The sequence below is a fragment of the Micromonospora sp. WMMD1102 genome (assembly GCF_029626265.1).
Classification (GTDB): domain Bacteria; phylum Actinomycetota; class Actinomycetes; order Mycobacteriales; family Micromonosporaceae; genus Plantactinospora.
The window spans coordinates 1,183,748-1,208,184 of record NZ_JARUBN010000001.1 but is presented as its reverse complement, the minus strand read 5'-3'; the positions used below and the strand labels follow the sequence as shown (position 1 = coordinate 1,208,184).

Sequence of the window (24,437 nt, the reverse complement as noted above, 5' to 3'; positions counted from 1 at the left end):
ACCGCCGTGACCCGGGAACGGCTCGCCGGCCGACGGTACTCAGCTCTTCCTGTTGTTGATACCGCCGCTGGTGGTGATGGTCTGTGTGCTGTCGCTGGCGTACTCGGCCCGGGACCGGGGTCAGTGGCGGCTCGCCCTGATCGTGCTGTTCCTATTCAACGGATTTGACGGGCATCCGGTTGAGGTAAGATTTGTCAGCACCCACATCCTTGCCAAATTCCTTGATTTTTCGTATTAGCTCGCCCGGAAGAGCTAGATCGTTCTCCTCGAGTTGCTCGCACAATGTCTCAGTGCCCAGCTTCGCTTCCCCAGCCCATACCATCTCCCGGAAGTCTGCTGGATCGACGGGAGCGACGTTGGAGCTCGGCGCATTTCTTAGTTGATGTGTAACCTCACGGGCGATGTCATCGGCCCTACGTCGCAGTTCAATGTACTCCATGCTGTCGTCACCTCGGCGGGAAGGCGGTAGGCACGTTGCCACTCGCAGGCTGATAGATTACTCGGATCTTCTTACCGAAGCGAACAGCTTCCGTACGCCACTTGGCAGGGTTTCCCGCATTCGTATAGAGGGCACCCTGTGTACCTGTCTGATTTGTCCGGGCAGTGGCGGGGTCGCTAACGATGTCCGAGACGGCGTGAAGGATCTTTCTGTCAGACCAATGCCAGGGGAAGGTGCTTTTGCCTAGGTTACCTGGCCAAGCATGGCCACCCGACGTTGGTGAATCTCCCTTGAGAATATGCTTAGCGTTTGACGGTGAAAGGAGATTTGTGTACCCGCCGGGCGGCCTGGTAAAGGAACTGGCGAGTTGCTTGATGGGCGCCATGGCTTCGGCCATCAGTGGCCTGGCGGCGGCGCGGCCTGCGCCGATGGCTCCCTGTACTCCGGCTCCACCAGCGAGTGTTGACAACCCAGCACCGACGGCCGGTGCCACGATTGCCATGCCGGCACCAACCGCAGCACCGATGGCTCCACTCAGGAGCGCTTCGCCTGCGATCTGCCAGCCGCTTTCGTCTTCGGCGTCGAGGGCGTTCGTGACGAGGGAACCGACTGCGCCGCCGACGAAGCCGCCGATGGCTGCGCAGCCGACGGTGCCGACGCCCCATGTGCCTGCGGTGCAGGCGGCACCGACGATCACGCCCGCGGCGATACCTGCGGCGACGCCGATCTTGCCGGCGTTGCGGCACCAGAAGCTCGCCTGACACTTGTTTTTCTTACGGATGCCGTCGAGCGCCTTGTCGTACTGCTTCTTCTGCTCACCGGTCAACTCCGGGCCAGGGCCGATGCTAGTGCTGCCATCGGGATTCGTGCAGCTGGTCCAGCCCGTGCCACCACCACAGTCGAACTTCAACCCCGTGGGGTCGCTGAAGGTGACCGGGTTGTTGTTGGAGTGGGTGTAGCCGTGCATCTGCTGCGGGTCGGTGAGGTCCATGATCGGGTCGACCGAGACGAACCGGCCGATGGCCGGGTCGTACTCCCGGGCACCGATGTTGACCAGGCCCGTGGTCGAGTCCTGGTTACCGCCGACGAACCCCTTCTCCGAGGGCCACTGCCCAGGGATGGGCTGAGCGCCACGTTCCTCACCGAACGGCGTCGACCGCCTGTGCACCACGCCGCCGGCAGCGTCGACCGATGCCTGCCCGGTGCCGTTGTGGTCCGGAGCGACGTACGACAGCCCGTTGATCCGGCGGACGATCGTGGCGCCACCCGGGACCTGGTAGTAGCGGGTCCCGTCGACGACCCGGGTGGTGTGGTCCAGCCGCAGTTCCATGCCGGGCAGGTAGAGCGTGGTCGCGCCGGGCTCCTTGCGGAGCATCCGGGAGCCGTCGACGTCGTAGACGAAGCTGGTCGTCTTGCCCGCCTCGGTCACCGAGGCCAGATTGCCCTCGGCGTCCCAGACCAGCGTCTGGTCCCTGCCCGGCGCGTTACGCCTGGTCGTGTTGCCGGAGTCGTCGTAGTCGTGCAGCCGGCTTCCGGTCGCATCCGTCTCCGTCATCCGGGTCAACGTGTGCGGCTGCGGCTGCCCCGGCTGCGGGTACTCGTAGTTCCTCGTCCGCTGCGCCGAGCCGGCCACCGCATGCTGTGTCTCGGTCTTCCGGTTGCCGACAAGGTCGTACGTGTAGGAGTGGTGGTAGGGGGCGATCCCGCCGACACCGGTGGTGGTCGGGCCGCCGGCACACGGGTCGGTGGCGGTGCTGGCCGAGGTCCAGGCCCGCTCCATCCGGCGCAGGTAGTCGTAGCTGAAGCACTGGACATCCCGAGAACCGCTCGGCGTGTCCGCGATCCGCTTGATGTTGCCGGCAGGGTCGTAGTCATAGCGGGCATCGATGTCGACGATCGGTGCCGCGCTCCGGTCGAGCCGCTGCCGGCTCAGCCGCTTGGTGCCCTGCTCGAACTCATACGTCGACCAGACCCTCTTCGTTCCGAACGACACCTCGGACTGCAGGACGTCGCCGGTCCCCGAGTAGTCCACGTGGGTCAGGTACGGGTCGTCGCTGGTGAAGGACGTCAACCGTTGCAGGTCGTCGTAGGTGTAGGCGATGCTTTCGAACGGCAACCCACCGCCGTCGGACATACCGGTCGACTGGACCGTCCCGTCCCGGTTGTACATCGAGCCCCTTCCAACCTGACCTTGCAGCTCAGGGTGGGTGCGGCGCACCCGGAGATCGATGAGGGCGAGGCTCCAGGTAAGACAGCAGTCGACCAAGACCCGATGCCCCGACCGGGAGCCTCGCCTGTGCTGTCTTACCCCTCCACGATCCCGCTGTCCAGCCGGACGCTGAACCACCTCGCCGACCTCATCCGAGCGCACCGTAAGCAGCATCGATCCCGCTGGCGGCGTCTCGCGCCGGGCCGGCAGGCGCTGCTCGCTCTGGCCCACCTGCGCAACGGTGACACCTACACCCGGCTCGCCGCCGGGTTCGCCGTCGGTGTCACCACCGCCTGGCGGTACGTGCAAGAAGCGATCGCCCTGCTCACCGCGGTCGCTGGGGACCTGGCCGCGGCGATGCGGCGCATCCGACGCCTGGCGTACGCGATCCTGGACGGCACGCTGATTCCGATCGACCGGATCGCCGAACAGAAGCCGTACTTCGCCGGCAAACACAAGCGGCACGGCGTGAACGTGCAGGTCATCGCCGATCCAGCCGGTCGGCTCGTGTGGGCCTCACCGGCACTGCCGGGCTCGACACACGACCTCACCGCCGCCCGCATCCACGGCATCATCGACGCGCTGACCAGCGCGGACGTGATGACCTTCGCCGACAAGGGCTACCAGGGCGCCCGAGGCAGCGTGCGCACGCCGTTCAAGCGGCACCGCTTCCGACCGAAGCTGTCACACCGGCAGAAGGCGGTCAACCGGGCGCACACGAGAATCCGTGCTTGCGGCGAACGAGCCATCGCCACGCTCAAGACCTGGAAGATCCTGGCCAAGCTGCGCTGCTGCCCACGCCGCGCCACCACGACCGTGCAGGCCATCCTCGTCCTGCACCACGTCGAAGCCAACCACTACGCAGGATGAAAAGGGCTCATCACTCCGAAGTCGTAGACGCGGGCCAGTTCGTCGCCCGCCGCCGCCGGCACCTCGTAGTACGTGGCCCGTGCCCGGTAGAACTCGTCGTAGGCGGTGTAGTACGTGGTGAAGGTCGCGTCCTCGACGAACCGGCTGGTGGCGGAGAGAGCACCCAGTAGTTCCTGGTCGTAGTCCCACTGGCTCAGCAGCTTTCCGGTGCCGACCGCTCCCTCGTAGGTGGCGGTCTTGCGACCGGCGGCGTCGTACGCGTGGCTGATCGTCGCGTTCACGCCGTGTCGGCGGCCAGTCCGGCCACCGTCGCCGCCTCTACCTGGTTGACCACCAGCACGTCGACCGCGTCGAGCAGCTCCGCCGGCAGCCGCCGGGCCGGTGCGGCGTTCAACACCACTGTGGTACCGGCACTCCGGCCCCACCGGGCCGCCTGGGTGACGACCGGCAGCGGCACCTCCAGCTGGCACAGCAGCACGTCCGCCGCCACCACGGCGGCCCGGTCGTCCGCGTCCAGGCTGGTCAGCTCGGCGTTCGCGCCCGGTGCCACCACAATCAGGTTCTCCGCGTCGGCGTCCACCGCGATCAGGGCCACCCCGGACGGCCCCGGCACGGTACGCAGCCGCCGCAGGTCCACCCCGGCGTCGGCCAGGTTGGCGCGGAGTTGGTCGGCGAAGCCGTCCCGCCCGACCGCGCCGAGGAAGTCGCACCGCGCCCCGGCCCGGGTCGCCGCCACCGCCTGGTTGGCGCCCTTGCCGCCCGGAATGGTCCGCAGCGCGCCGCCGAGCACCGTCTCGCCCGGCCGCGGCAACGTCGGAGTCGACACCACCAGATCCAGGTTGGCGCTGCCGACCACCGCCACCCGGACCTGGCCCGATCCGCTCCTCATGCTGACCCACCTTCCCCTCCCGGCTACCGGCTCGCCGGGCCGAGGCGGAACGTTGCTCCGCTGTCCGCGACTCGTCAAGACCCCGTTACGAAAACGTTTCGTCCCTGCTCAACGCTCTGCCGGGTGGCGCGGAAAATCCGTGCGGCGGTGTGTCGATTCTGCCGGGTGCCGAACGTGTAGAGGTGGAGAGGCCGCCGGCAGGGTGCCGGCGGCGCCGACCGGGAGGTTCGCGGACATGCAGCAGTACCTGCTCAGCATCTACCAGGGCGACGGCGACCCGCCGGGCCCCGAGATCCTCGACCCGATCATGGCGAACCTGGCGGCCCTGAACAAGGAGATGAAGGCCGCCGGTGCCTGGGTCTTCTCCGCCGGTCTGCACCCGGCGAGCACCGCGACGGTGCTCCGGCCGCGTGACGGCGAGGTGCTGGTCACCGACGGGCCGTACACCGAGGGCAAGGAGCACCTCGGAGGCTTCACCGTCATCCAGGCCTCCGACCTCGACGCCGCGCTGGAGTGGGGCGCGAAGCTCGCCCGCGCGATCGGGCTGCTGCCGATCGAGGTACGGCCACTGGCCGACGAGGCCGACAGTTGCGATCCACCCGGTGCCTGAACCACCCGCCGGGGCGACCGTCGCCGAGGTCGAGCAGGCGTTCCGCGCCGAATACGGCCGATCGGTCGCCGTCCTGATCCGCGTCTTCGGCGACATCGACCTCGCCGAGGACGCGGTACAGGACGCCTTCGCCACCGCCATCCTCCGCTGGCCGGTCGACGGGGTGCCGCCGAGCCCGGCCGGCTGGATCATCACCACCGCCCGGAACCGGGCCGTCGACCGGCTGCGCCGGGAGTCCACCCGGGCGGAACGGCACGCCCAGGCCGCGCTGCTGCACACCCCGGACGAGCCGGCACCGTACGCCGGCAGCACACCCGACGAGGAGGATCCCGTGCCGGACGAGCGGCTGCGGCTGATCTTCACCTGCTGCCATCCGGCGCTCTCCCCCGCAGCCCGGGTCGCGCTGACCCTGCGCCTGCTGGGCGGGCTGAGCACCGCGCAGATCGCGCACGCCTTCCTGGTGCCCGAACCGACGATGGCACAGCGACTGGTACGCGCGAAGGGCAAGATCCGGGCCGCCCGCATCCCGTACCGGGTGCCGGTCGAGGCTGACCTGCCGGACCGGCTCCCCGGGGTACTCGCCGTGCTGTACCTGGTCTTCAACGAGGGGTACACCGCCAGTTCGGGCGACCGGCTCGACCGGCCGGACCTCGCCGTCGAGGCGATCCGGCTCGCCCGGCTGCTCGCCGACCTGATGCCGGACGAGCCGGAGGTGCTGGGGCTGCTCGCCCTGATGCTGCTCGTCGAGTCGCGCCGGCCGAGCCGCACCGGTCCGGACGGCGGCCTGGTACGCCTGGCAGAGCAGGACCGTAGCCGCTGGGACCGGCGGCTTGTCACGGAAGGGCAGGTCCTCGTCCGGCGTTGCCTACGGCGGGACCGGCCGGGGCCGTACCAGATCCAGGCGGCGATAAACGCGGTGCACAGCGATGCGCCGACCGCCGCCGAGACGGACTGGGGCCAGATTCTGCGGCTCTACGATCACCTGATGGCACTGGCTCCGAGCCCGGTCGTGGCGCTGAACCGCGCGGTAGCGCTCGCCGAGGTCGCCGGGCCGGCCCCGGCACTGGACCTGGTCGACGCCCTCGACCTCGACACCTACCACGTCTTCCACGCCGTCCGGGCCGACCTGTTGCGCCGGCTGGGCCGTACCGCCGAGGCAGCCGCCGCCTACGACGCGGCCGCCGCGCTGACCGGCAACACGGTCGAGCAGGACTTCCTGCGCCGCAACCGCCGGGCCCTGACCGGACCCAGCTGACCCGGCCGCGCCGCCAGTACCCCCGGCATCCTGGATCCGGTGTCGGAAAGCCGTCGGGAAATCGAGGTTCGTCATCTCCCGTCCGTTGCGGGCGAACCATAGAGTCGACAACCATGACGGTTATGGGCTCCGCCCCGCGTCTCCGTCCGGCCGTTCTCACCGACTCTGTCGAGGAACAGGCATGACCGCGTCCGCCCCACTCGGCGGGTCCCCGGAGCCGGAGCCTGTCGGGCACAGCGCCGGCCCGCCGGAACCGACGGCGCGACGGAACCCCGACGGGGATTCGACCCCCGACCCCGCCCCGCAGCGGAGTCCCGCAGGCAGCGGTAACGACACCGGCGACGGTTATCGGGGCATTGTCCTCGAGCAACTCGGGGTGGAGCCCACGGCTTCCCCCCGCCGGAAGCGGCGGTGGGTGCTGGTGTGGGTCGCGTCCAGCGTCTTCTCCGCGATACTCGCGGCAGGGTTCACATATCTCCAGATCGGGCGGACTGTCGACAAGGAGAACGATTCCCAGAAGGCGTACGACGCGGAACAACCGCCCTTCGCGGTGTCCGTGCAGCCGGAGCGAAGCGAGCCGGCCAACTGGGTCATGGTCCTCGACCGGGAACTGACCGCCGGGGAAACGAGGGAGATGACGTCCAGGAACGGTTCGCACGCCTTCGCGTACCTCCAGGGTCTGGGCGGCCGTCCGCTGGCGTACGAGTCCGTCCTGGAACACGCGAAGGCAGGGTCCGCAGGACGACAGCCGTCCGACGACATGGAGCTCGCCGACATATTCAAGATCAGTTTTCTGAGCACCCGCGCATATCCCGTGCTCGTCGACGACTGGAGAGTCGTCGACGTCAGGTGCGAGAAAAGCACCGCGAGAGCCGCTGTCTTCTACCCGCCGGAAGGCGGCGTGCCCTACGAGGGCGTCCAGCTACACATTCCGCCGCGCGCCGGAGAGCCGGTCCTGACCGACCAGACCGAGGGGCAGGGCAAGCCCTATTTCAGCACCCGGATGATCGAGGTCGGTGGAGGTCAGCCCTCGGGCGGCCTCAGGGTGGAGGCGATCGCACCGCCGGGCCAGTCGTGCGAGTGGGGGATCGAGGTCCACTACGTGGACGCCCACAACAAGGAGGAGTACGTCCCGCTGAAGGACAGCGAGGGTGAGCCCATCCGAATCCGTACCGAGTCGGCCCCCGCGAACCCTCGACAGAAGTGGTTGTTCGGCTCGGTTCCCTGGACGCCGTGCCACCAGCAGCCTCAGGATCCGGTATGCGGCGGGCCGTAACCAGGAGGACCGCGACCGTCCTGCTGGCCGTCCTGTGCCTGGGCGCCTGCACCTCCGGGCCGGGCGGGAAGAAGCCAGATCCGGAGCCGCCGGTGGCCTACCAGGGCAACGACGCCTACCCGATGCCCGACACCCCGTTCACCCGCAAGGGCAGCGTCATCACCGCGAGCTGCCTGCTGGGGGGACGGTACGCGGCGGTTGCCGTGGAGGCATGGGATCCCGACAACTGGAAGAGATTCGACGAGCGGCTCTTCGCCATCCCGACCGACGCCGCCTTCAGCAACGTTCCCGGCGTCGAGGCGGTCAGCAGCCCCCTCGTGGATCTCTGCCGACAACAGGGCTCCGAAACCTCGTCTCCCTACCGCGCGGACAGCCTGGAGCATCTGGTGCCCCGGATCCGCTCCCTCTTCGACCTCGGATACACCCGGATGGCGGTGGTGCTCCGGGACCCCGGCGGCAAGGGCACGTACGCCGGCTTCGTGCAGCACGACGACGGCCAGGACGAGATCGTGCGCCTGGACGACGCCACGAGCGACGACGAGCAGAACGCCGTTATGTCGCCCGACGGGGGCAGCGTGTGGTTCACCTACACGACCCGGTCCGGGGAGCGGCGGATCGGTTCCCGGGCCGTCGAGGGAGACCACCGCCTCTCGGACGAGGGGCCCGCCGCCGGGCACGGTCTCGCGTTGACCGTCTCGGGGAAGCCCCCGCGCGCCGTCCAGGCGGACATGGTCCGCTTCTCGCCGAACAGCCGCCGCCTCACGGCGAGCGTGCCGAAGGTCTTCGGAAACGTCTTCGACGTACCGGACTCCTCGGGCTCGCTCACCGCGACGTCAGCCCGCAACGCCACCCTGGCCAGCGACTGTCTCGGCGTCGTCGGCTGGATCGACGACAGTCTGCTGCTGTGCCGCGCCTCGTCCGGGTCCTTCCAGGCCGTCGACGCCCAATCCGGTCGTACCGTCGGTGCTCCGATCGACGTGGTCGGCCCGGATCGCTGGACCGTGGCCCAGGGGATGCTGGTCTCCACGGACGGCACGAGGTTCGTCGTCGCTGTGCACCCCCCGAACGACCGGTACGGGGAGCCGGGGCAGCAGCCCGACTTCCGGGTGGTGTCGACCGCGCCGGGCGGAAGGACGATCCCGATCCCCGGTGCTGGCCTGACGTCCGACATGGTGTTCCTGGAGTGGCGGTGAGCCCCCGGATGCCACCCGGGGGCCGTCGGCGTCAGCTCGCCGGGGTGGGCGCCACGCCCGGCCGGCGGAGGTCGTCGACCTCCACCACCTCGCGGCCGAGCGGCCAGAACGCCGCCGGGACCAGCTTGAAGTTGGCGATGCCGAACGGGATACCGATGATCGTGACGCAGAGCGCGATCCCGGCGACGATGTGCGCGAGTGCCAGCCACCAGCCGGCCAGCACCACCCAGAGCACGTTCGCCAGCCCCGAGCCGAGCCCGGCGCCGGGCTTCGCCACCAGGGTCCGGCCGAACGGCCAGAGCGAGTAGTAGGCCAGTCGCAGCGCGGCGACGCCGAACGGGATGGTCACGACCAGCACGAAGCAGATCAGGGCGGCGATCCCGTACCCGATGGCGAGGGCGATGCCGCTACCGAAGATCAGCCAGAGCAGGTTGAGCACGAATCGCACCATGCCTCCATCGTGCGCCCTCCGATCAACCCCCGGGGCGGTGCGCAGCCGACATCAGCCCCGGGGTGCGCGGCCGGGCTCAATCTCCGGGGGCGTAGAGGGAGTCGATCTCGGACCGGAGCGGCAGCGAGACCGAGGCGCCGAGCCGGCGGGCACAGGCGGCACCGGCGGCGCTCGCCCAACGCACCGCGTCGAGCGGCTCCCGGCCCTCACCCCAGGCCACCGCCAGCGCACCGGTGAAGGCGTCACCGGCACCCGTCGAGTCGACCAGGTCCACCTTGACCGCGGGTACGTGCACGGCGGTGCCCTCGCGGTCGCCGTACCAGGCGCCGTGCCGGCCCAAGGTCAGCACCACCCGGGGCACCACGGCCAGCAGCGCCGCCGGGTCCTCCTGACCGTGTCCGGTGATCGCCCGCGCCTCGGCCTCGTTGACCACCAGCAGGTCGACGCAGTCCAGCAGCTCGACCGGTACCGGCTGGGCGGGCGCCGCGTTCAGCAGCACCCGGGCGCCGGCGGAGCGGGCCGCCCGAGCCGCCGCGGTCACCGTGCCGACCGGGATCTCCAGCTGGGCGACCAGCACGTCAGCCTCGCGTACGGCGGTCAGCTCGCTCTCGGTCAGGCCGGTGAACGCCGAGTTCGCGGCCGGGGTGACCACGATGGTGTTCTCGCCCTCGGCGTCGACGGTGATCACCGCCACCCCGGAGGAGCCGTAGACCACCCGGAGCCGTTCGGTGTCCACCCCGGCGGCCGAAATCCGGGCCTTGAGCGTCACGCCGAACGAGTCCGAGCCGATCGCGCCGAGCAGGGCACCGTCGGCACCGGCCCGGGTGGCCGCGATCGCCTGGTTGGCGCCCTTGCCGCCGGCCACCATGACGAAATCGGTGCCGAAGACCGTCTCGCCCGGCTTCGGCAGGGCACCGGTGGTGACCACCAGGTCCATGTTCGCGCTGCCCATGACTACGACCCGAGGCCGGCTCACCGGCGGCACCTCCCGATTCGGCGACGGGTCGAGTCTAGAACCGGCCGTTGTCGGTGTCGTCTGGCAGGCTGCCAGACATGGGTCAGATGCCGATCGGCGTGATGTACCGCTGCGACAACGCCCCGGAGCAGCTTCCGGCGTACGCCCGGCTGGTGGAGCGGCTCGGTTACGACGAGTTGTGGGTGGTCGAGGACTGCTTCTTCGGCGGCGGCGTCTCCAGCGCCGCCGTCGCCGCGGCGGTGACCGACCGGCTCAGGATCGGCATCGGCATCCTGCCGGCGGCGTTCCGCAATCCTGCCGTGGCCGCGATGGAGCTGGCCAACCTGGCCCGGCTCTTCCCGGGGCGGATCCTGCCCGGCTTCGGTCACGGCGTGCCGGACTGGGTCCGACAGGTCGGCGCCGCCCACCCGTCGCCGCTGGCGGTGCTGGCGGAGACCGTGGCGGCGGTACGCGCCCTGCTGGCCGGGGAACGGGTCACCGTCGCCGGCCGGCACGCCCGGCTCCGCGAGGTGGCGTTGGAGTTCCCGCCGGAGCAGCCGCCCCCGATCTCCACCGGGGTGCGTGCCGAGAAGTCGCTGCGGCTGTCGGGCCGGGTGGCCGACGGCACCATCCTGGCCGAGGGCGCCAATCCGGCGTACGTGCGGTGGGCCCGGGGGCTGATCGACGAGGGGCGGCGGGAAGCCGGCCGTACCGACGACCACCGGCTGACCGTCTACGCCCACCTCGACTTCGACGAGGGTCGGGGCAGCGCCCGCCGGGAGTTCGCCGCCCAGCTCGCCGGCGGCTGGGCGTTGCCGCCGGCCGACGCCGACCTGGCCGACGAGATCACCTCGATGCTGGCCGGTTCGTCCGGCGCCAAGGCGCTGGCGGCGGCGCTGCCCGAGCACTATCTCGACCGGTTCACCACGGCCGGCGACGTCGAGCAGTGCGCGACGGCGGTGGCCCGGCTCCGGGAGGCGAGCGCCGACGCCGTGGTCTTCGTCCCGCCCCGGGACGCCCAGTCGGCGGTCGCCCAGATCACCCTGGCCGCCGACACCCTGCTCCCGATGATCCGCAGCGCGACAGCGACAGCACCGGCCACCACCCGCTGACCCTCGCTCCGACGCGGGTGGCTCGGGCGGTGCCGGTCAGGCGGCGCGGGCGGTGCAGCGGTCGCCGGTCAGGTGGCTCGGGCGGTGCCGGTCAGGCGGCGCGGGCCGTGTAGCGGTCGCCGGAGCGCTCCACCACCAGCGGCACCCCGAAGGTCTTGGAAAGGTATTCGCCGGTGACGGTCTCGGCGAGCGGGCCCTGCGCCACGATGCCGCCCTCGCGCAGCAGCATGGCGTGGGTGAAGCCCGGCGGGATCTCCTCCACGTGGTGCGTGACGAGCACCATCGCGGGAGCGTCCGGGTCGTGGGCCAGCCCGGCCAGCCGGGCCACCAGGTCCTCCCGGCCGCCGAGGTCCAGCCCGGCCGCCGGCTCGTCGAGCAGCAGCAGCTCCGGGTCGGTCATCAACGCGCGGGCGATCTGGGTCCGCTTCCGCTCGCCCTCGGAGAGGGTCCCGTAGGAGCGATCGGCCAGCGGCAGCACACCGAGCTGGTCGAGCAGGGCGTTGGCCCGCGTCTCGTCCATCGTGTCGTACCGCTCACGCCAGCGACCCACCACCGACCAGGCGGCGGTCAGCACCACGTCGCGGACCCGCTCCTCGCCGGGGATCCGCTCGGCAAGCGCCGCCGTGGTCAACCCGATCCGGGTACGCAGCTCGGCGAGGTCGGTACGCCCGACCCGCTCGCCGAGCGCGTGCACCAGGCCACTGGTCGGGTGCAACCGTCCGGCCGCCAGGTTGAGCAGTGTCGTCTTGCCCGCGCCGTTCGGCCCGAGGACCACCCAGCGTTCGTCCGGCCACACCCGCCACGTCACGTCACGCAGCAGTGCGGTGCCGGAACGGAGTACGGCGACCCCGTGGAAGTCGATCACCACGTCCGGGGGTACCGGTGCCGGGGAGCCGGCGTCGGCGGGGACGGAAACCGGATCATCACGCACCCGACCATCCAACCACGCAGCGGCGCTCCCCCTGCGGGCAGCGTCCGGGCCTTAGGCTGGGACGCCGTGTCGGATGTCACTCGGCGGGGAGGTACGACGTGCCTGCGGTGATCGAGATCGACCGCCTGCGCAAGACGTTCAGCAGTGTGCGCCGGGGCCGCCGGACCGCGCTGGACGGGTTCGACATGCTCGTCGAGCCTGGTCAGGTGCACGGCTTCCTCGGCCCGAACGGGTCCGGCAAGACCACCACTCTGCGCACGCTGCTCGGGCTGGTCCGCGCGGACAGCGGCCGGATGGCCCTGTTCGGCGAGCCTGCGCCGCAGCGGCTGCCCGCCGTGGTCGACCGGTTCGGGGCCATCGTGGAGAGCCCGCAGTTCTTCGGCAACTTCACCGGCCGGCGCGCGCTGCGGCTGCTCGCCATCGCCGGTGGCGTGGCACCGGCCCGGGTGGACGAGGTGCTGACCCGGGTCGGGCTCCGGGACCGGGCCGACGAGCGGGTCAAGTCCTACTCGCTGGGCATGAAGCAGCGGCTGGCGGTCGCCACCGCGCTGCTGAAACGGCCCGAGCTGCTGATCCTGGACGAGCCGGCCAACGGGCTGGACCCGGCGGGCATCCGCGAGATGCGGGACCTGATGCGCGAGCTCGCCGCCGCCGGGGTCACCGTGCTGGTCTCCAGCCACATCCTCGGCGAGGTCCAGCAGGTCTGCGACCACGTGACGATCATCTCCCGGGGCCGGCGGGTCGCCGCCGGCCCGGTCGGCGAGGTGCTGGCCGGCTTCGACCAGCGCGAGTTCCGGGTCCGGGTCGCCGCCGACGACCGGCCCAGGGCGGCCGAACTCGTCCGGGCGGCCGGGTTGCCGGTGGCGGTGCACGCCGACCACCTGGTGGTCTCCGAGGTGGACGATCCGGCCCGGATCAGCCGGCTCCTCGGCGAGCAGGCGGTCTGGCTGCGCGAGCTGACCCCGCTCACCCCCGATCTGGAGAGCGTCTTCCTGGAATTGACGGGCACCCGCCCCCGGCCCGGGGTGCCCCGCCAGGTGGACGAGTCGGTGCGGCCGGACAACCCGCCGGACGACCCGTTGGAGATCAGCGTCAGCGACGACGGCGGGAGGGCGGAGTCGTGAGGCTGGTACGCGCCGAGTTCGGCCGGCTCGCCGCGCGCCGCTTCGTGCAACTCATGGTAGTGCTGCTGGCCGCCGCGTTCGGGGTCACCGTCGCCACCACGCTGGCCGGGTCGCACCAGCCCAACGCGGTGGAGATCCGGGTGGCCGAGGAGCGGGCGGAGCGGCAGCGGGCGGAGGCGGTGCGCTGGTACGCCGACTGCCTGTCGGCGCGCCGCAGCGGCGACCCCGAGCTGGAGTTGAAGTACCAGGCCGGCTGCGCCGAGCTGGCTCCGGACCGGGTGGACGCGTCCGACTTCCTCACCGGTGTCTTCGTCTTCGATCGGCAGATCCTCGACCTGACGTACTTCCTGGTCGGCTTCCTCTGCCTCTTCGGCTTCCTGGTCGGCGCCTCCTACATCGGCGCGGAACTCACCTCCGGCGGGATGACGAACCTGCTGCTCTGGCGCCCGCGCCGGATGGTCGTACTCGGCACCAAGCTCGGCACGCTGCTGGCCGGCGTACTGGGGCTGTCGGTGGTTTCCGTCGCGCTCTACCTCGGCACGTTCCGGCTCATCGCGGAGGTGCGCGGCCTGCCCGGCAGCCCGGACAGCGCGTTCTGGACCGATCTGACGGTCACCGTCGTCCGGGGACTGCTGCTGGTGCTGATGGTGACCGCGCTGGGCTTCGCCACGGCCACGCTGGGTCGGCACACCTCGGCGGCGCTCGGCGTGGCGGCCGGGTACGCGGTGCTGTGGGAGGCGGGCGGCCGGATCGTGATGGGGATCGTCGACGTCGCCCGGCCGGACACGCTGATGCTGAGCAGTTACGTGATCGCCTGGGTCGGTGGCGAGATCCGGCTCTGGGGGCTGGCCGGTGACTGCACCGGATCGGTCGGGTCGGGCTCCTGCGACCCGTCGTACTCGATCCTCTGGCCGGCCGGGCTCGTGGTGCTGCTCGGCCTGACGGTGCTGGCCGTCGGCGCCGCGTTCACCGCCTTCCACCGCCGCGACCTCGCCTAGGTGTGTGTGTAAGGAAGGGCCCCCGCTACAACAGAAAACGATAAGCGGGGGCCCTTCCTTACACCTCAGACCCGGCTGACCCGGATGGCGTCGGCGATGACCAGGCCGGTGCCGCCGGTCCACCGGCTCACCGCCACCCTGTTCGCGTCACCGGCGGCGAGGGTGAAGGTACCGAGGTTGCGCCAGGCGCCGCCGCCGGAGCGCTGGTCGACGTAGACGGTCTGGTTGCCGGTGGTGGTGGCGATGATGTACGGCGCCGAGCTGTTGTAGCCGGGGTCGTCCGGATACCACGCCTCCACCCGGTAGCTGCCGGTCTCCGGGACGGCCACCCTGTACCAGGCCGGGTCGCTCGACTCGACCGGGTCGGCGAACCGGTAGTCCGCGCCCTGCTTCTGGGACGAGTATGTCGAGGTGCCCCAGCCGGTGCCGGCGGTGAACCGGCCGGCGGTGGAGTTGTCCACGGTCTGCGACCAGCCGGTCGGCGGTGGGGTCGAGCCGGTGACGAGCTGCATGTAGTAGGTCCAGTTCCAGTGCGGCCCCGGGTCGGTGTGGGTGGCGCCGGGCACCTGGTTGTGCCCGATGATCCGGGACCGGTCCTTCGGGATGCCGTACCTGTCGCAGAGGTGCAGGGTCAGCGCCGCCGAGGAGCGGTACATGGCGTCGGTGAACCAGGAGGGCTGGCTGACGTAGCCCTCGTGTTCGATGCCGATCGACTGGGTGTTGTAGGTCCAGTTGCCGGCGTGCCAGGCGACGTCCTTCTCCCGCACCGACTGGGTGAGCGCGCCGTCCGAGGAGCGGATCGTGTAGTGGGCGCTGACCTGCGAGGCAGGGTTCTGGAACCAGCTGATCGAGCCGGCGTACGACCCCTGGGTGACGTGGATGACGACGTAGTTGATCGGGTACGTCGACTCGCGGTTGGCGACCGTGTAGTTGGCCGAGTGTGCCGGCGCCCAGGCTGCCGGCCCCTAGTCGGTGCTCATCACGCCCATCCCGGCGGGGCTGCCGAGCGGGGCGACGTCGCGCAGGGCTCCCCGGTCCGGGGCGACGGCGCGGGCGGGTACCCGTACCGGCCCGTCGGCGGTGGCGGCGTCGATGCCGGAGCCGAGCAGGTCGTAGACGGTGTCGGCGTAGAGCCGGGCGACGGCCGGGGTGCTGGCGCCGCCGTACCGGACGACGGTGCCGTACCAGTGGCCGATGTCGCGGCGCTGGGTCGGGGTGAGTCCGGCGGCGTCGGCGTAGGAGCGCAGCACCGCCGCCGCGCCGGTGACGTTGGCAGCCGGGTCGGTACGCAGCCTGTCCCGGCCGAGGCCGGTCAGGGCCACCGCCTCGTCCAGGGTGTGCAGCCTCGGGTTGCTGGTCAGGTGCATGACGCCGTAGCCGCCGGAGGCGCTGGGCGCTCCGGCGTGCCCGTCCAGGTGCGTCTCGGCGTAGCCGAGCGCAACCAGCAGGTCGCGGGGCACGTCGTAGCTGTTCGCGGCCGTCTGGAAGGCGGCGGCGAGTTTTCCGGTCGCGGCCGCGTCGGGGGCGGCGGGTTTTCCGGTCGCCGTGACCGGGCCGGTGGCGGCCGGCAGGTCGGCGGGAGCGGGTCGGCCGGCCAGCGCGGGCTGACCGGTGAGGCCGATGGCGAGGGACGCGATCAGGGTGGCGCCGAGCAGCTGGCTCGGGCGCGGTTGGGGGTACCGAACGGTCACCGTCACTCCTCCCCGGAGCAGGGACGTCCCGAGGGTCGGGACGCGGTGGCCGTACGGTATAGCCTCACAATCGTCTATGTCGAGACCTTGCATATGACTGGCAGGTAACGAAAAATATCTTCATGCCAGCGCGACAGGTTTCCGGGGTGGGCACCGGACGGTGCGGCGGTTCAGCCGAGCGTGGAGCCGAACACCTCGTCCCGGACGGCGTCCAGCGCCATCCGCAGCGCCCCGCGCAGCACCGGCTCCTCAATCAGCCCGGTCGGCACCACCCGGGGCGTGACCAGGGTGATCGCGGCAACCTCGTGCTGCACCCGCTCGGCCAGCGCGGTGCCGCCGGCCTGGCCGACCTCGCCGGCCAGCACCACCAGGGGCGGGTCGAGCACGACGCAGCTGCTGGCCACCCCGAGCGCCAGTCGCCGGGCGATCTCGTCGAGCACCGGACCGCCCTCGGTGCCGGCCGCGATGGCGGCCCGGATCGCGTCCGGCGCCGAGCCGGCCCGGAAGCCGTGCTCGCGGGCCACCGCGCGGAGCGCCTCGGAGCCGGCGAGCTGGCCGAACGCCGGTTTCGCCCGCCGGGAGGCGTCCCGGGGGATGTCGGCGCCGGGCACCGGCAGGTAGCCGATCTCACCGGCCGCGCCGGTGCTGCCGTGGTGCAGCCGGCCGCCCAGCACGATGGCCAGGCCGACGCCGACCCCGAGCCAGACCAGCACGAAGTCGTCGACTCCGCGCGCCGCGCCGGACTCCGCCTCGGCGACCGCGGCCAGGTTCACGTCGTTGCCGAAGAGCACCGGGGTGTCCAGGTCCTCGCGGAGCGCGGCGAGCAGCCCCCGGTGCCAACGGGGCAGGTTGAAGGCAAAGGTGATGTCGCCGGTGGCCGGGTCGACCAGGCCGGGCGTGCCGAGCACCACCCGGCGTACGCTGGACAGCTCCGCCCCGGCGTCGCTGGCCGCCCGCACCACCGCGTTGTGCACCACGCCCACCGGATCGTCGGTGTCCCGGGTGGACTGCTCGACCCGACCGATCACCTCGCCGGTGATGTCGGCGCAGGCGGCCACCACCCGGTCCGGCCCGACGTCGACGCCGACCACGTGCGCGGTCCCCGGCCGTACGCCGTAGAGCTGCGCGTTCGGGCCGCGCCCGCCGGCCTGCTCGCCGACCCGGCTGACCAGCCCCCGCTCCTCCAGGCGTTCCACCAGCTGGGAAGCGGTGACCTTGGACAACCCGGTCAGCTCGCCGAGCTGCGCGCGGGTGAGCGGTCCGCGCGAGAGCAGCAGCTCCAGCGCCGCCCGGTCGTTGAGCGCGCGGAGCAGGCGGGGGGTGCCAGGTAGCCGGGTGCTCGCCATGCATCGTCCTCTGGTCGTGGCCCTCTTGCTTAAGAAGCTTTCCTAATAGCTAGGCTAACTTTCGGGGAAGTAGCCGTAGCGTAGTGGGCCGGCGAGCCGCGGGTGTTGAGCCGATCCGGTACCGCTTGGCCACGAGACGGCCCACCCCGGTGCGACACTCGGAGCCGGGGAAGGGCCGAAGGGGGAGGAACGTGCCGACCGATCCAGGAGTCCGCCGGCTGGTGCTGGGTACGCTGCTCGCCGCCTTCCCCGGCACCAGGCCGCCCGACTGGGCACTGGAGCTGCTCGCCGAGGGACTGGCCGGGCACACCCTGTTCGGCCGGAACGTCGAGCATCCCGACCAGCTCGCCGAGGCCACCGCCACACTGCGGGCGGCCCGGCCGGACGTACTGGTCGCGATCGACGAGGAGGGCGGCGACGTCACCCGGCTGGCGCACGCCACCGGCAGCCCGTACCCGGGCAACGCCGCACTCGGCGCGGTGCACGACGTCGGGCTGACCGAGCGGGTCTACCACGCGATCGGCAACGACCTGCTGGCGGTCGGGGTCAACCTCGACCTCGCGCCGACCGTGGACGTCAACACCGCCGACGACAACCCGATCATCGGCACCCGGGCGTTCGGCGCCGACCCGACCCGGGTCGCCCGGCACGCCGCCGCCGCGGTCACCGGGCTCCAGTCCGCCGGGGTGGCCGCCTGCGCCAAGCACTTCCCCGGGCACGGCGCCACCGTCGCCGACTCGCACCTCGAACTGCCCACTGTGGACGTATCCGTGGCGCTGCTCCGGGAGCGCGACCTGCCGCCCTTCGCGGCCGTGGTCGAGGCGGGCGTCAAGGCGATCATGACCGCGCACATCCGGGTACCCGCGCTCACCGGCGACGCCCCGGCCACGTTCAGCCCGGCTGTGCTGGACGGCCTGCTCCGCCGCGAGTACGGCTTCACCGGCACCGTGCTCACCGACGCCCTGGAGATGCGGGGCGCGGCGGTGGCCGCCGGTGGCATCGGGCCGGGTGCGGTCCGGGCGCTCGCCGCCGGAGCCGACCTGCTCTGCATCGGCGCACAGGTCGACGCCGAACTCGTCGAGCTGGTGGTCGCCGAGATCACCGCCGCGCTGCGCGACGGCCGGCTCGACCTCGCCCGGGTCGAGCAGGCCGCCGGGCGGACCGCCGCACTCGCCGCCTGGACCCGGGCCGCCGCCCCGGTCCGGGCCGCCGGAACAGACCTCGGGTACGTCGCCGCGCGCCGCGCCGTCCGGGTCGAGGGCAGTCTCGACGGGCTGGGCGTACCGCTCGTGGTGCAGCTCTTCTCCGCCGCCACGATCGCGGAGGGCCGGGTGCCCTGGGGGCTCGGGCCGCACCTGGACGGCGCCGAGCAGCTGCGGGTCGTCGCCACCGAGGCCGACCCGGAGACGCTGCGGCAACGGGCCGCCGGCCGGCCGATCGTGCTGGTCGGCCGACACCTGCACCGGCTGCCGGGCGGCCCCGAACTGGTCGAGACACTGGCCGGCAGCCATCCGGTGACAGTGGTCGAGATGGGCTGGCCCTCCGACTGGCGCCCGGCGGGCGTACGCGCCTTCGTCACCACGTACGGCGCCAGCCACGCCAACGGCCGGGCCGCCGCCGAGGCCCTCCGGCTCACCGCCAGCGCCTGACGGCGACGGCGACGGCGACGGCGACCAGTCTGTACCGAACGTCACCGGCAGGCGGGGGTGCCGGCCGGCTGCGTACCCGCACATATCTTGATCCCTACCAGGGCGGATCCGCCGAACGGGCACTTCGGACAGGTCCACCGAAGGCTTGTCGCGATCGGCGCGGCTACGTAGCGTTATCGACACCACCGACGGTGTCACCCACTGGACGGGACCTCGGCCTGGGAGAGGCCGCGGACCGTGGACCCCGGGCGCGGGTCCACGGTCCGTGCGGCAGACCGCGACCGTCCCCTTCGGACGGACATGGTTCACGGGGCCTGGTTCATGGAGCCTGGTTCACGGGGCCGGCGGCTGGTCCGCCCGCTCCAGCCCGTAGGCCGACCAGCCACGGTCGGCGAAGCCGGCGGCCTCGGCGACCCGGGCCGACGCGACGTTGCCGGGGTCGTGCAGGTACGTCGGCACGGCCCCCTCGTCCAGCACCCGCCGGGCCGCCTGTGCCACCAGCCGGCGGGCCAGCCCCCGGCCCCGGCCCGCCGGCTCGGTGCCGACGGCGATCTCGTGCCCGTAACCGTCATGCCGCTTGATGCCAGCCCCGGCGAGGTAACCGCCGTCGGAGTCCCGGGCCACCAGCACCTCGCCGCCGAACGGGCGCAGCCAGCGCGGCACCACCGGATCCGCCGCGTCGAGCCACTCCCCGTGGTCCGGCAGCGGCGCCGGGGCGAGCGTGTGCCGGAACACCGCCCGGTAGCCGACCCAGCCGGGCAGACCGACGACGGCGGGCAGTTCGGCCAGCAGCGCCGCCATCGGCCGGGGGCCGAGCGCGCGTACCGCGGCGGCCCGGTCCGGCGGCACCGAGAGGACCACCCCGAGCGGGCTGCCCACCGCGACCACCGGATGCGGCTCGCCGTCCCAGCCCGGCTGGACCCGGCGCTCGGAGCCGACCACGTCCAGCGCCCCGCCCGCCGGCCACTGGCCCAGCCAGGTCACCAGGTGATGGTGCAGCCGCTGGTCTTGCATCCACCCGCCCCCGATCGAACCTCCGGCCCCGACAGGCCGGTCCGGACCACCCAATCTCAACGAAGGCTATCAATGCCAACCGGCCCCGTCCGCGCTCCCGGCGTCCCGGCGCCGGGACCGGCCGCAGTGGACGTACCCGGGCGGGTGGATGGGCCGCCCGGCTCTGATCAGCAGGCCAACCGCCCGGGAGGGACCAAAAAGGTGATCTTCGTTCAAACCGGGGGTTGAGGCATCACACCGGGCGCTGCTAGCGTGCGCCGGGTACTCGAAGATCGTGGCTGCGACCAAGGGCGCCCGCGACGCCAGAACATGGCGAGTAGTCGATCAATCAATCGGCCTCCGACCGGCACGGGACGGTGTAATGGGCTTTCGTGCTTCGCGCCTGCGTACCAAGGTTGTCGCCCTGCTGGTCACCCTGACCCTGCTCTGGGCGTTCGGCGCGTGGGTCACCCTGCGGGACGGGTTGAACCTGGTCTGGGTGCAGACCCTGGAGGCCCAGGTGTACGCCCCGACCGAGCCGCTGGTCCTCAACCTACAGAACGAACGGCGGCTCTCCCTGCGCTACCTGGGCGCACCGGAGCCCTCGAGCCGGGAGCAGCTGGAGACCGAACGCCGGAAGGTACTCGCGGACGTGGCGATCTTCCGGGCCGACGCGCGGCACTGGTTCGCCGAACTCGCGGCCCGGCCGGAGCTGGAGCGGCGGGTCGCCGAGGCGCTCGCCCGGCTCGACGGGCTCGCCGCCGTGCGGGAGGCGGTCGACGACCGCCGGATCGACCGGCTGGCCGCCGCGGCGGCGTTCACCGAGACGATCGAGACGATCTTCCGGATCTACGGTTCGCTGGGCAACCTGGACGCCGGTGACATCGACCGCCGGGTCGAGAGCCTGATCCGGTTCACCAAGTCACGGGAACTGGCCTCCCAGGTCGACGCGCTGCTCTCCGGCGCGTACGCCGCCAACCGGATCAGCCCGGCCGAGCACGCCCGGGTGATCCAGCTGATCGGCACCGAGCGGCTGGTCGCGGACGAGGCGATGGCCGAACTCCCCCGGGCCGACCAGGACCGCTACCGACAGGCGCTCCAGCAGGGCCCGCTCGCCCGGCTGCGTGCCGCGGAAGACCGGATCGTCGCGAACGGACGACCGAACGGCCGCCCGGCGGTCTCGGCCGAGGAGTGGCGCGGCACCGTCGACCCCGGTCTAGAGGAACTGCTCCGGTTGCAGATCGCCGGCGGCGACGAGGTGGTCAAGGCGGCCACCCCCGGCGCCATCGGGACCATCGTGCGGGTCCTGATCATGGCCATCCTCGGCCTGGTCGCCGTCGTCATCTCGGTGAACACCGCCCGGTCGATGGTGCGCCAGCTCGAACAGCTGCGCACGGCGGCCCTGAAGCTCGCCGACGAGCGCCTGCCGGAACTGGTCGGCCGGCTCGGCCGGGGCGAGACGGTCGACGTCCGGGCGGAGGCACCGCCGCTGCGGGCCGGTCCGGACGAGATCGGGCAGGTCGCCCAGGCCTTCAACGTGGCCCAGGAGACCGCCGTACGGACCGCGGTGGAACAGGCCGAGCTGCGCCGCCGCGTCCGGGACATCTTCCTCAGCCTGGCCCGGCGCACCCAGGCGCTGATCCACCGGCAGCTCACCCTGCTGGACACGATGGAGCGCCGGGAGAACGATCCGGAGGAGTTGGAGGACCTGTTCCGGGTGGACCACCTCGCCACCCGGATGCGGCGCAACGCCGAGAACCTGATCGTGCTCTCCGGTTCCACACCGGGCCGGGCGTGGCGGCGGAACGTCCCGATGATCGACGTACTCCGGGGCGCGGTGGCCGAGGTGGAGGACTACGCCCGGGTCACCGTACTGCCGGCCGGTGAGGTGGACCTCGCCGGCCGGGCGGTCGGCGACGTGATCCACCTGATCGCCGAGCTGGTGGAAAACGCACTCTCGTTCTCGCCCCCGCACACCGCGGTGCAGGTCAGTGGTCAACTGGTGGCGAACGGCTACGCCGTGGAGATCGAGGACCGGGGCCTCGGGATGAACGCCGAGGACCGGGCCGCCGCGAACGAGCGGATCGCCACCCAGCACGAGTTCGCCCTCACCGGCGGTGCCGCCCAGCTCGGCCTCTACGTGGTAAGCCGGCTCGCCGAGCGGCACGGCGTACGGGTGCGGCTGAAGGAGTCGCCGTACGGCGGCACCACGGCGGTGGCACTGATCCCGCCGAGTCTGGTCACCGACCGCAGCGCGGACGGTGAACCGTTCACCGGTCCGGGGATGCCCCCGGCGCCTTCCGGCGGCGGTACCCTGCCCGGCCCGACCGGTCGTCCGCCGGGCGCACCGCCGAAGCCGGACCTCGCACCGCCACCCCGGGACTTCCCGCCGCTTCGGGACTTCCCGCCGCCGCAGGACCTCCGGCCGGCACAGGGCTCCACCGTCACCACGCCGAGTCCCGGCTCGTCAGCACCCGGCTCGTCAGCACCCGGCCGTCCGGCACCGCCGCCGGACTACCCACCGGTCCGGCCGGACAACGCAGGGTCGGGGGCGGCCGGCACGCCGGCGGGCTCCCCCTCGGCCGGGGCCGGCTCGGGTCCGGCGCGCGGCACGGCCTCGCTCACCCCGTCCGGGCTGCCGGTCCGGGTCCGGCAGGCGAGCCTTGCCCAGCCGCTGCGCGAGGGCGCCGACCGGCCCGAGCCGGAATCGGCGGAGGAAGCCACGCCGCGTACCCCTGAACAGATCCGCCGGATGATGAGTGCCTATCAATCGGGCACCCGGCGCGGACGGTCCGACGCCGAGCGCCCGCCCGACGACGATGGCAGCACCGGACCGGCTCCGGCCGGGACCTGAGCGCGCACCGCCTGGCGAGACGGCGAGATCACCGGTAGAGAGAGGGACCAACCCGTGCAGAAGACAGCGTCCAACCTCGACCTGACCTGGTTGCTCGACGACCTGGTCAGTCGCGTGAAACAGACCCAGCACGCCATCCTGCTCTCCGTCGACGGGCTGCTGATGGCCTCGTCGCGGGAGCTCGACCGGGACGACGCGGAGCACCTGGCCGCGGTCGCCTCCGGGGTGCAGAGCCTGGCCCGGGGGGCCGGCAAGAGGTTCGGCGGTGGGCCGGTGCAGCAGACCATCATCGAGATGCGCTCGGCGTTCCTGTTCGTCACCGCGGCCGGGCACGGCGCCTGTCTCGCGGTGCTCGCCTCGGAGGACGCGGACGTCGGGCTGATCGCGTACGAGATGGCCATGCTGGTGACCCGGGCCGGCAAGTACCTCGCGTCGAGCACCAGGGCACCCGACGCTCCCGCCCGACGGCAGTGAGCCCGGACCATGACCGAGTACGAGGATCCTCCCGAGGTCCACTGGGTCGACGAACAGGCCGGGCCGGTGGTCCGGCCCTACGCGGTGACCCGGGGTCGCGCCCGGCCGGTGACCGGCAAGTTCGACCTGATCTCACAGGTCAGCACGGTGCGGACGCTCGCCTCCCGGGACTTCGGGCTCGGGCCGGAGCACCTGGCGATCGTCGCGCTCTGCCGGCGGCGGCTCTCGGTCGCCGAGGTCGCGGCACATCTGGACCTGCCGCTCGGCACGATCCGGGTACTGCTCGGCGATCTGCTCGAACGACAGCTCGTCCGGGTCTTCGAACCACGACCGGCACCGGTCCTAACCGATGACAGCATCTTCGAACAGGTGATAAATGGGCTACGCGCACTCTGACGGTGCCGACCTCGCCGGGACGTCCGGCGAACCGCTGCCGACCGCCGTCAAGATCCTGATCGCGGGAGGCTTCGGCGTCGGCAAGACCACCCTGGTCGGGGCGGTCAGCGAGACACGTCCACTCCGGACCGAGGAACTCCTCACCGAGGAGGGGGTCAGCGTCGACGACCTCTCCGGAGTGGAGGCGAAGACCACCACCACGGTGGCGATGGACTTCGGCCGGATCAGCATCAGCGACGACCTGGTGCTGTATCTCTTCGGCACACCCGGGCAGGACAGGTTCTGGTTCGTCTGGGACGAGCTGGCGCTCGGCGCACTCGGCGCGGTGGTGCTCGCCGACACCCGCCGGCTGGCCGACTGTTTCCCGTCGGTCGACTACTTCGAGAAGCACGGCACGCCGTTCATCGTCGCGGTCAACTGCTTCGAGGGTGCCCGGCAGTACCAGCTCGAAGAGGTCACCCAGGCGCTGAGCCTCGACCCGGGCGTACCGGTGCTGCTCTGCGACGCCCGGAAGCGGGAGTCGGGCAAGCAGGTGCTGATCGCCGTGCTCGAACACGCGATGCGCAGTCACCGGACGATGTCGCCGGCCAGCTCCGGCTGAGCCGCCACGCCGGGAACCCCGGAACCGGTCGGTCCGGGCCGCCGCCGGGTGCGGGGCCCGGACCGCCGTCTTCACGGACCGGCGGAGCCGGGTTCGTCGGGTCGCCGCGGACTCCTCGGGA

The 24,437-nt window shown here is 71.8% G+C and carries 23 protein-coding genes and 1 pseudogene; 13 read left to right on the top strand and 11 right to left on the bottom strand.

The window, feature by feature from the left end:
- Positions 1-151: 151 nt before the first annotated feature.
- Both O7626_RS05495 and O7626_RS05485 read right to left on the bottom strand, forming a co-directional pair.
- On the bottom strand, positions 152-439 hold the full coding sequence (locus tag O7626_RS05495; protein WP_278059876.1) for a hypothetical protein: 288 nt from the start codon (positions 437-439) through the stop codon (positions 152-154).
- Positions 440-1,346: 907 nt separating this feature from the next.
- Positions 1,347-2,615: pseudogene (locus tag O7626_RS05485) on the bottom strand (RHS repeat-associated core domain-containing protein); the annotation flags it as partial.
- 120 nt (positions 2,616-2,735) lie between these two features.
- Between O7626_RS05485 and O7626_RS05480 the strand changes: the two are divergent.
- Positions 2,736-3,518: a transposase family protein gene (locus tag O7626_RS05480; protein ID WP_278059875.1), complete on the top strand. Its 783-nt coding sequence runs from the start codon at positions 2,736-2,738 to the stop codon at positions 3,516-3,518.
- Here the strand turns inward: O7626_RS05480 and O7626_RS05475 are convergent.
- The gene (locus tag O7626_RS05475; protein WP_278059873.1) at positions 3,506-3,799 is read right to left on the bottom strand and encodes a hypothetical protein; all 294 of its coding nucleotides are present in this window, start codon (positions 3,797-3,799) and stop codon (positions 3,506-3,508) included. The genes O7626_RS05480 and O7626_RS05475 overlap by 13 nt on opposite strands.
- Positions 3,796-4,407 carry a ribokinase gene (locus O7626_RS05470; protein WP_347404752.1) on the bottom strand — a complete coding sequence of 204 codons (612 nt, stop codon included), beginning with the start codon at positions 4,405-4,407 and terminating at the stop codon, positions 3,796-3,798. Before O7626_RS05470 ends, O7626_RS05475 begins: the two co-directional genes overlap by 4 nt.
- Positions 4,408-4,642: 235 nt before the next feature.
- Between O7626_RS05470 and O7626_RS05465 the strand changes: the two genes are divergently transcribed.
- From O7626_RS05465 to O7626_RS05450, 4 genes are all read left to right on the top strand, one after another.
- Positions 4,643-5,017, top strand: a complete 375-nt coding sequence (locus tag O7626_RS05465) for a YciI family protein (RefSeq protein WP_278059871.1) — start codon at positions 4,643-4,645, stop codon at positions 5,015-5,017.
- On the top strand, positions 5,010-6,272 hold the full coding sequence (locus O7626_RS05460; protein WP_278059869.1) for an RNA polymerase sigma factor: 1,263 nt from the start codon (positions 5,010-5,012) through the stop codon (positions 6,270-6,272). Before O7626_RS05465 ends, O7626_RS05460 begins: the two co-directional genes overlap by 8 nt.
- A 415-nt stretch (positions 6,273-6,687) precedes the next feature.
- Entirely contained in the window at positions 6,688-7,548 is an 861-nt protein-coding gene (locus O7626_RS05455; RefSeq protein ID WP_278059867.1) for a hypothetical protein, read from the top strand.
- Entirely contained in the window at positions 7,533-8,741 is a 1,209-nt protein-coding gene (locus O7626_RS05450; protein WP_278059865.1) for a hypothetical protein, read from the top strand. Before O7626_RS05455 ends, O7626_RS05450 begins: the two co-directional genes overlap by 16 nt.
- 31 nt (positions 8,742-8,772) lie before the next feature.
- Here O7626_RS05450 and O7626_RS05445 read toward each other — a convergent pair whose 3' ends face one another.
- Complete coding sequence (locus O7626_RS05445; RefSeq protein ID WP_278059864.1) at positions 8,773-9,192, bottom strand: YccF domain-containing protein; 420 nt, start codon at positions 9,190-9,192, stop codon at positions 8,773-8,775.
- Between the two features lie 76 nt (positions 9,193-9,268).
- Positions 9,269-10,168 carry a ribokinase gene (locus tag O7626_RS05440; protein ID WP_278059862.1) on the bottom strand — a complete coding sequence of 300 codons (900 nt, stop codon included), beginning with the start codon at positions 10,166-10,168 and terminating at the stop codon, positions 9,269-9,271.
- 77 nt (positions 10,169-10,245) lie between these two features.
- Between O7626_RS05440 and O7626_RS05435 the strand changes: the two genes are divergently transcribed.
- On the top strand, positions 10,246-11,259 hold the full coding sequence (locus O7626_RS05435; RefSeq protein WP_278059860.1) for an LLM class flavin-dependent oxidoreductase: 1,014 nt from the start codon (positions 10,246-10,248) through the stop codon (positions 11,257-11,259).
- A gap of 91 nt (positions 11,260-11,350) precedes the next feature.
- Here the strand turns inward: O7626_RS05435 and O7626_RS05430 are convergent, their stop codons facing one another.
- Positions 11,351-12,190 (bottom strand): ABC transporter ATP-binding protein, encoded by an 840-nt coding sequence (locus tag O7626_RS05430; RefSeq protein WP_278059858.1) that lies wholly within the window; start codon positions 12,188-12,190, stop codon positions 11,351-11,353.
- A 98-nt stretch (positions 12,191-12,288) separates the two neighbouring features.
- Here O7626_RS05430 and O7626_RS05425 point away from each other — a divergent pair, with 98 nt between their 5' ends.
- Positions 12,289-13,314, top strand: coding sequence for an ATP-binding cassette domain-containing protein (locus O7626_RS05425; protein WP_278059856.1), 1,026 nt, complete (start codon positions 12,289-12,291; stop codon positions 13,312-13,314).
- Positions 13,311-14,312 (top strand): ABC transporter permease subunit, encoded by a 1,002-nt coding sequence (locus tag O7626_RS05420; RefSeq protein ID WP_278059854.1) that lies wholly within the window; start codon positions 13,311-13,313, stop codon positions 14,310-14,312. The genes O7626_RS05425 and O7626_RS05420 overlap by 4 nt, the downstream gene beginning before the upstream one ends.
- 65 nt (positions 14,313-14,377) lie before the next feature.
- Here the strand turns inward: O7626_RS05420 and O7626_RS05415 are convergent, their stop codons facing one another.
- From O7626_RS05415 to O7626_RS05405, 3 genes are all read right to left on the bottom strand, one after another.
- Positions 14,378-15,208 carry an N-acetylmuramoyl-L-alanine amidase gene (locus O7626_RS05415; protein ID WP_278066060.1) on the bottom strand — a complete coding sequence of 277 codons (831 nt, stop codon included), beginning with the start codon at positions 15,206-15,208 and terminating at the stop codon, positions 14,378-14,380.
- Positions 15,209-15,277: 69 nt separating this feature from the next.
- A complete protein-coding gene (locus O7626_RS05410; protein ID WP_278059852.1) occupies positions 15,278-16,003 on the bottom strand; it encodes a hypothetical protein in 726 nt (241 codons plus the stop codon).
- 170 nt (positions 16,004-16,173) lie between these two features.
- On the bottom strand, positions 16,174-17,349 hold the full coding sequence (locus O7626_RS05405; RefSeq protein ID WP_278059850.1) for an ROK family transcriptional regulator: 1,176 nt from the start codon (positions 17,347-17,349) through the stop codon (positions 16,174-16,176).
- A gap of 191 nt (positions 17,350-17,540) precedes the next feature.
- Between O7626_RS05405 and O7626_RS05400 the strand changes: the two genes are divergently transcribed.
- Positions 17,541-18,998 carry a glycoside hydrolase family 3 N-terminal domain-containing protein gene (locus tag O7626_RS05400; RefSeq protein ID WP_278059848.1) on the top strand — a complete coding sequence of 486 codons (1,458 nt, stop codon included), beginning with the start codon at positions 17,541-17,543 and terminating at the stop codon, positions 18,996-18,998.
- Positions 18,999-19,331: 333 nt separating this feature from the next.
- On the opposite strand, the gene O7626_RS05395 is transcribed toward O7626_RS05400, so the two are convergent.
- The gene (locus O7626_RS05395) at positions 19,332-20,012 is read right to left on the bottom strand and encodes a GNAT family N-acetyltransferase (RefSeq protein ID WP_347404751.1); all 681 of its coding nucleotides are present in this window, start codon (positions 20,010-20,012) and stop codon (positions 19,332-19,334) included.
- A 361-nt stretch (positions 20,013-20,373) separates the two neighbouring features.
- Between O7626_RS05395 and O7626_RS05390 the strand changes: the two genes are divergently transcribed.
- From O7626_RS05390 to O7626_RS05375, 4 genes are read left to right on the top strand one after another with little or no spacing between them, the layout of a single operon-like run.
- Positions 20,374-22,845: a nitrate- and nitrite sensing domain-containing protein gene (locus tag O7626_RS05390; protein ID WP_278059844.1), complete on the top strand. Its 2,472-nt coding sequence runs from the start codon at positions 20,374-20,376 to the stop codon at positions 22,843-22,845.
- 54 nt (positions 22,846-22,899) lie between these two features.
- Positions 22,900-23,319: a roadblock/LC7 domain-containing protein gene (locus O7626_RS05385; protein WP_278059843.1), complete on the top strand. Its 420-nt coding sequence runs from the start codon at positions 22,900-22,902 to the stop codon at positions 23,317-23,319.
- 9 nt (positions 23,320-23,328) lie between these two features.
- Positions 23,329-23,715, top strand: a complete 387-nt coding sequence (locus O7626_RS05380; RefSeq protein ID WP_278059841.1) for a DUF742 domain-containing protein — start codon at positions 23,329-23,331, stop codon at positions 23,713-23,715.
- Complete coding sequence (locus tag O7626_RS05375) at positions 23,696-24,316, top strand: ATP/GTP-binding protein (RefSeq protein WP_278059839.1); 621 nt, start codon at positions 23,696-23,698, stop codon at positions 24,314-24,316. The genes O7626_RS05380 and O7626_RS05375 overlap by 20 nt, the downstream gene beginning before the upstream one ends.
- Positions 24,317-24,437 lie beyond the last annotated feature (121 nt).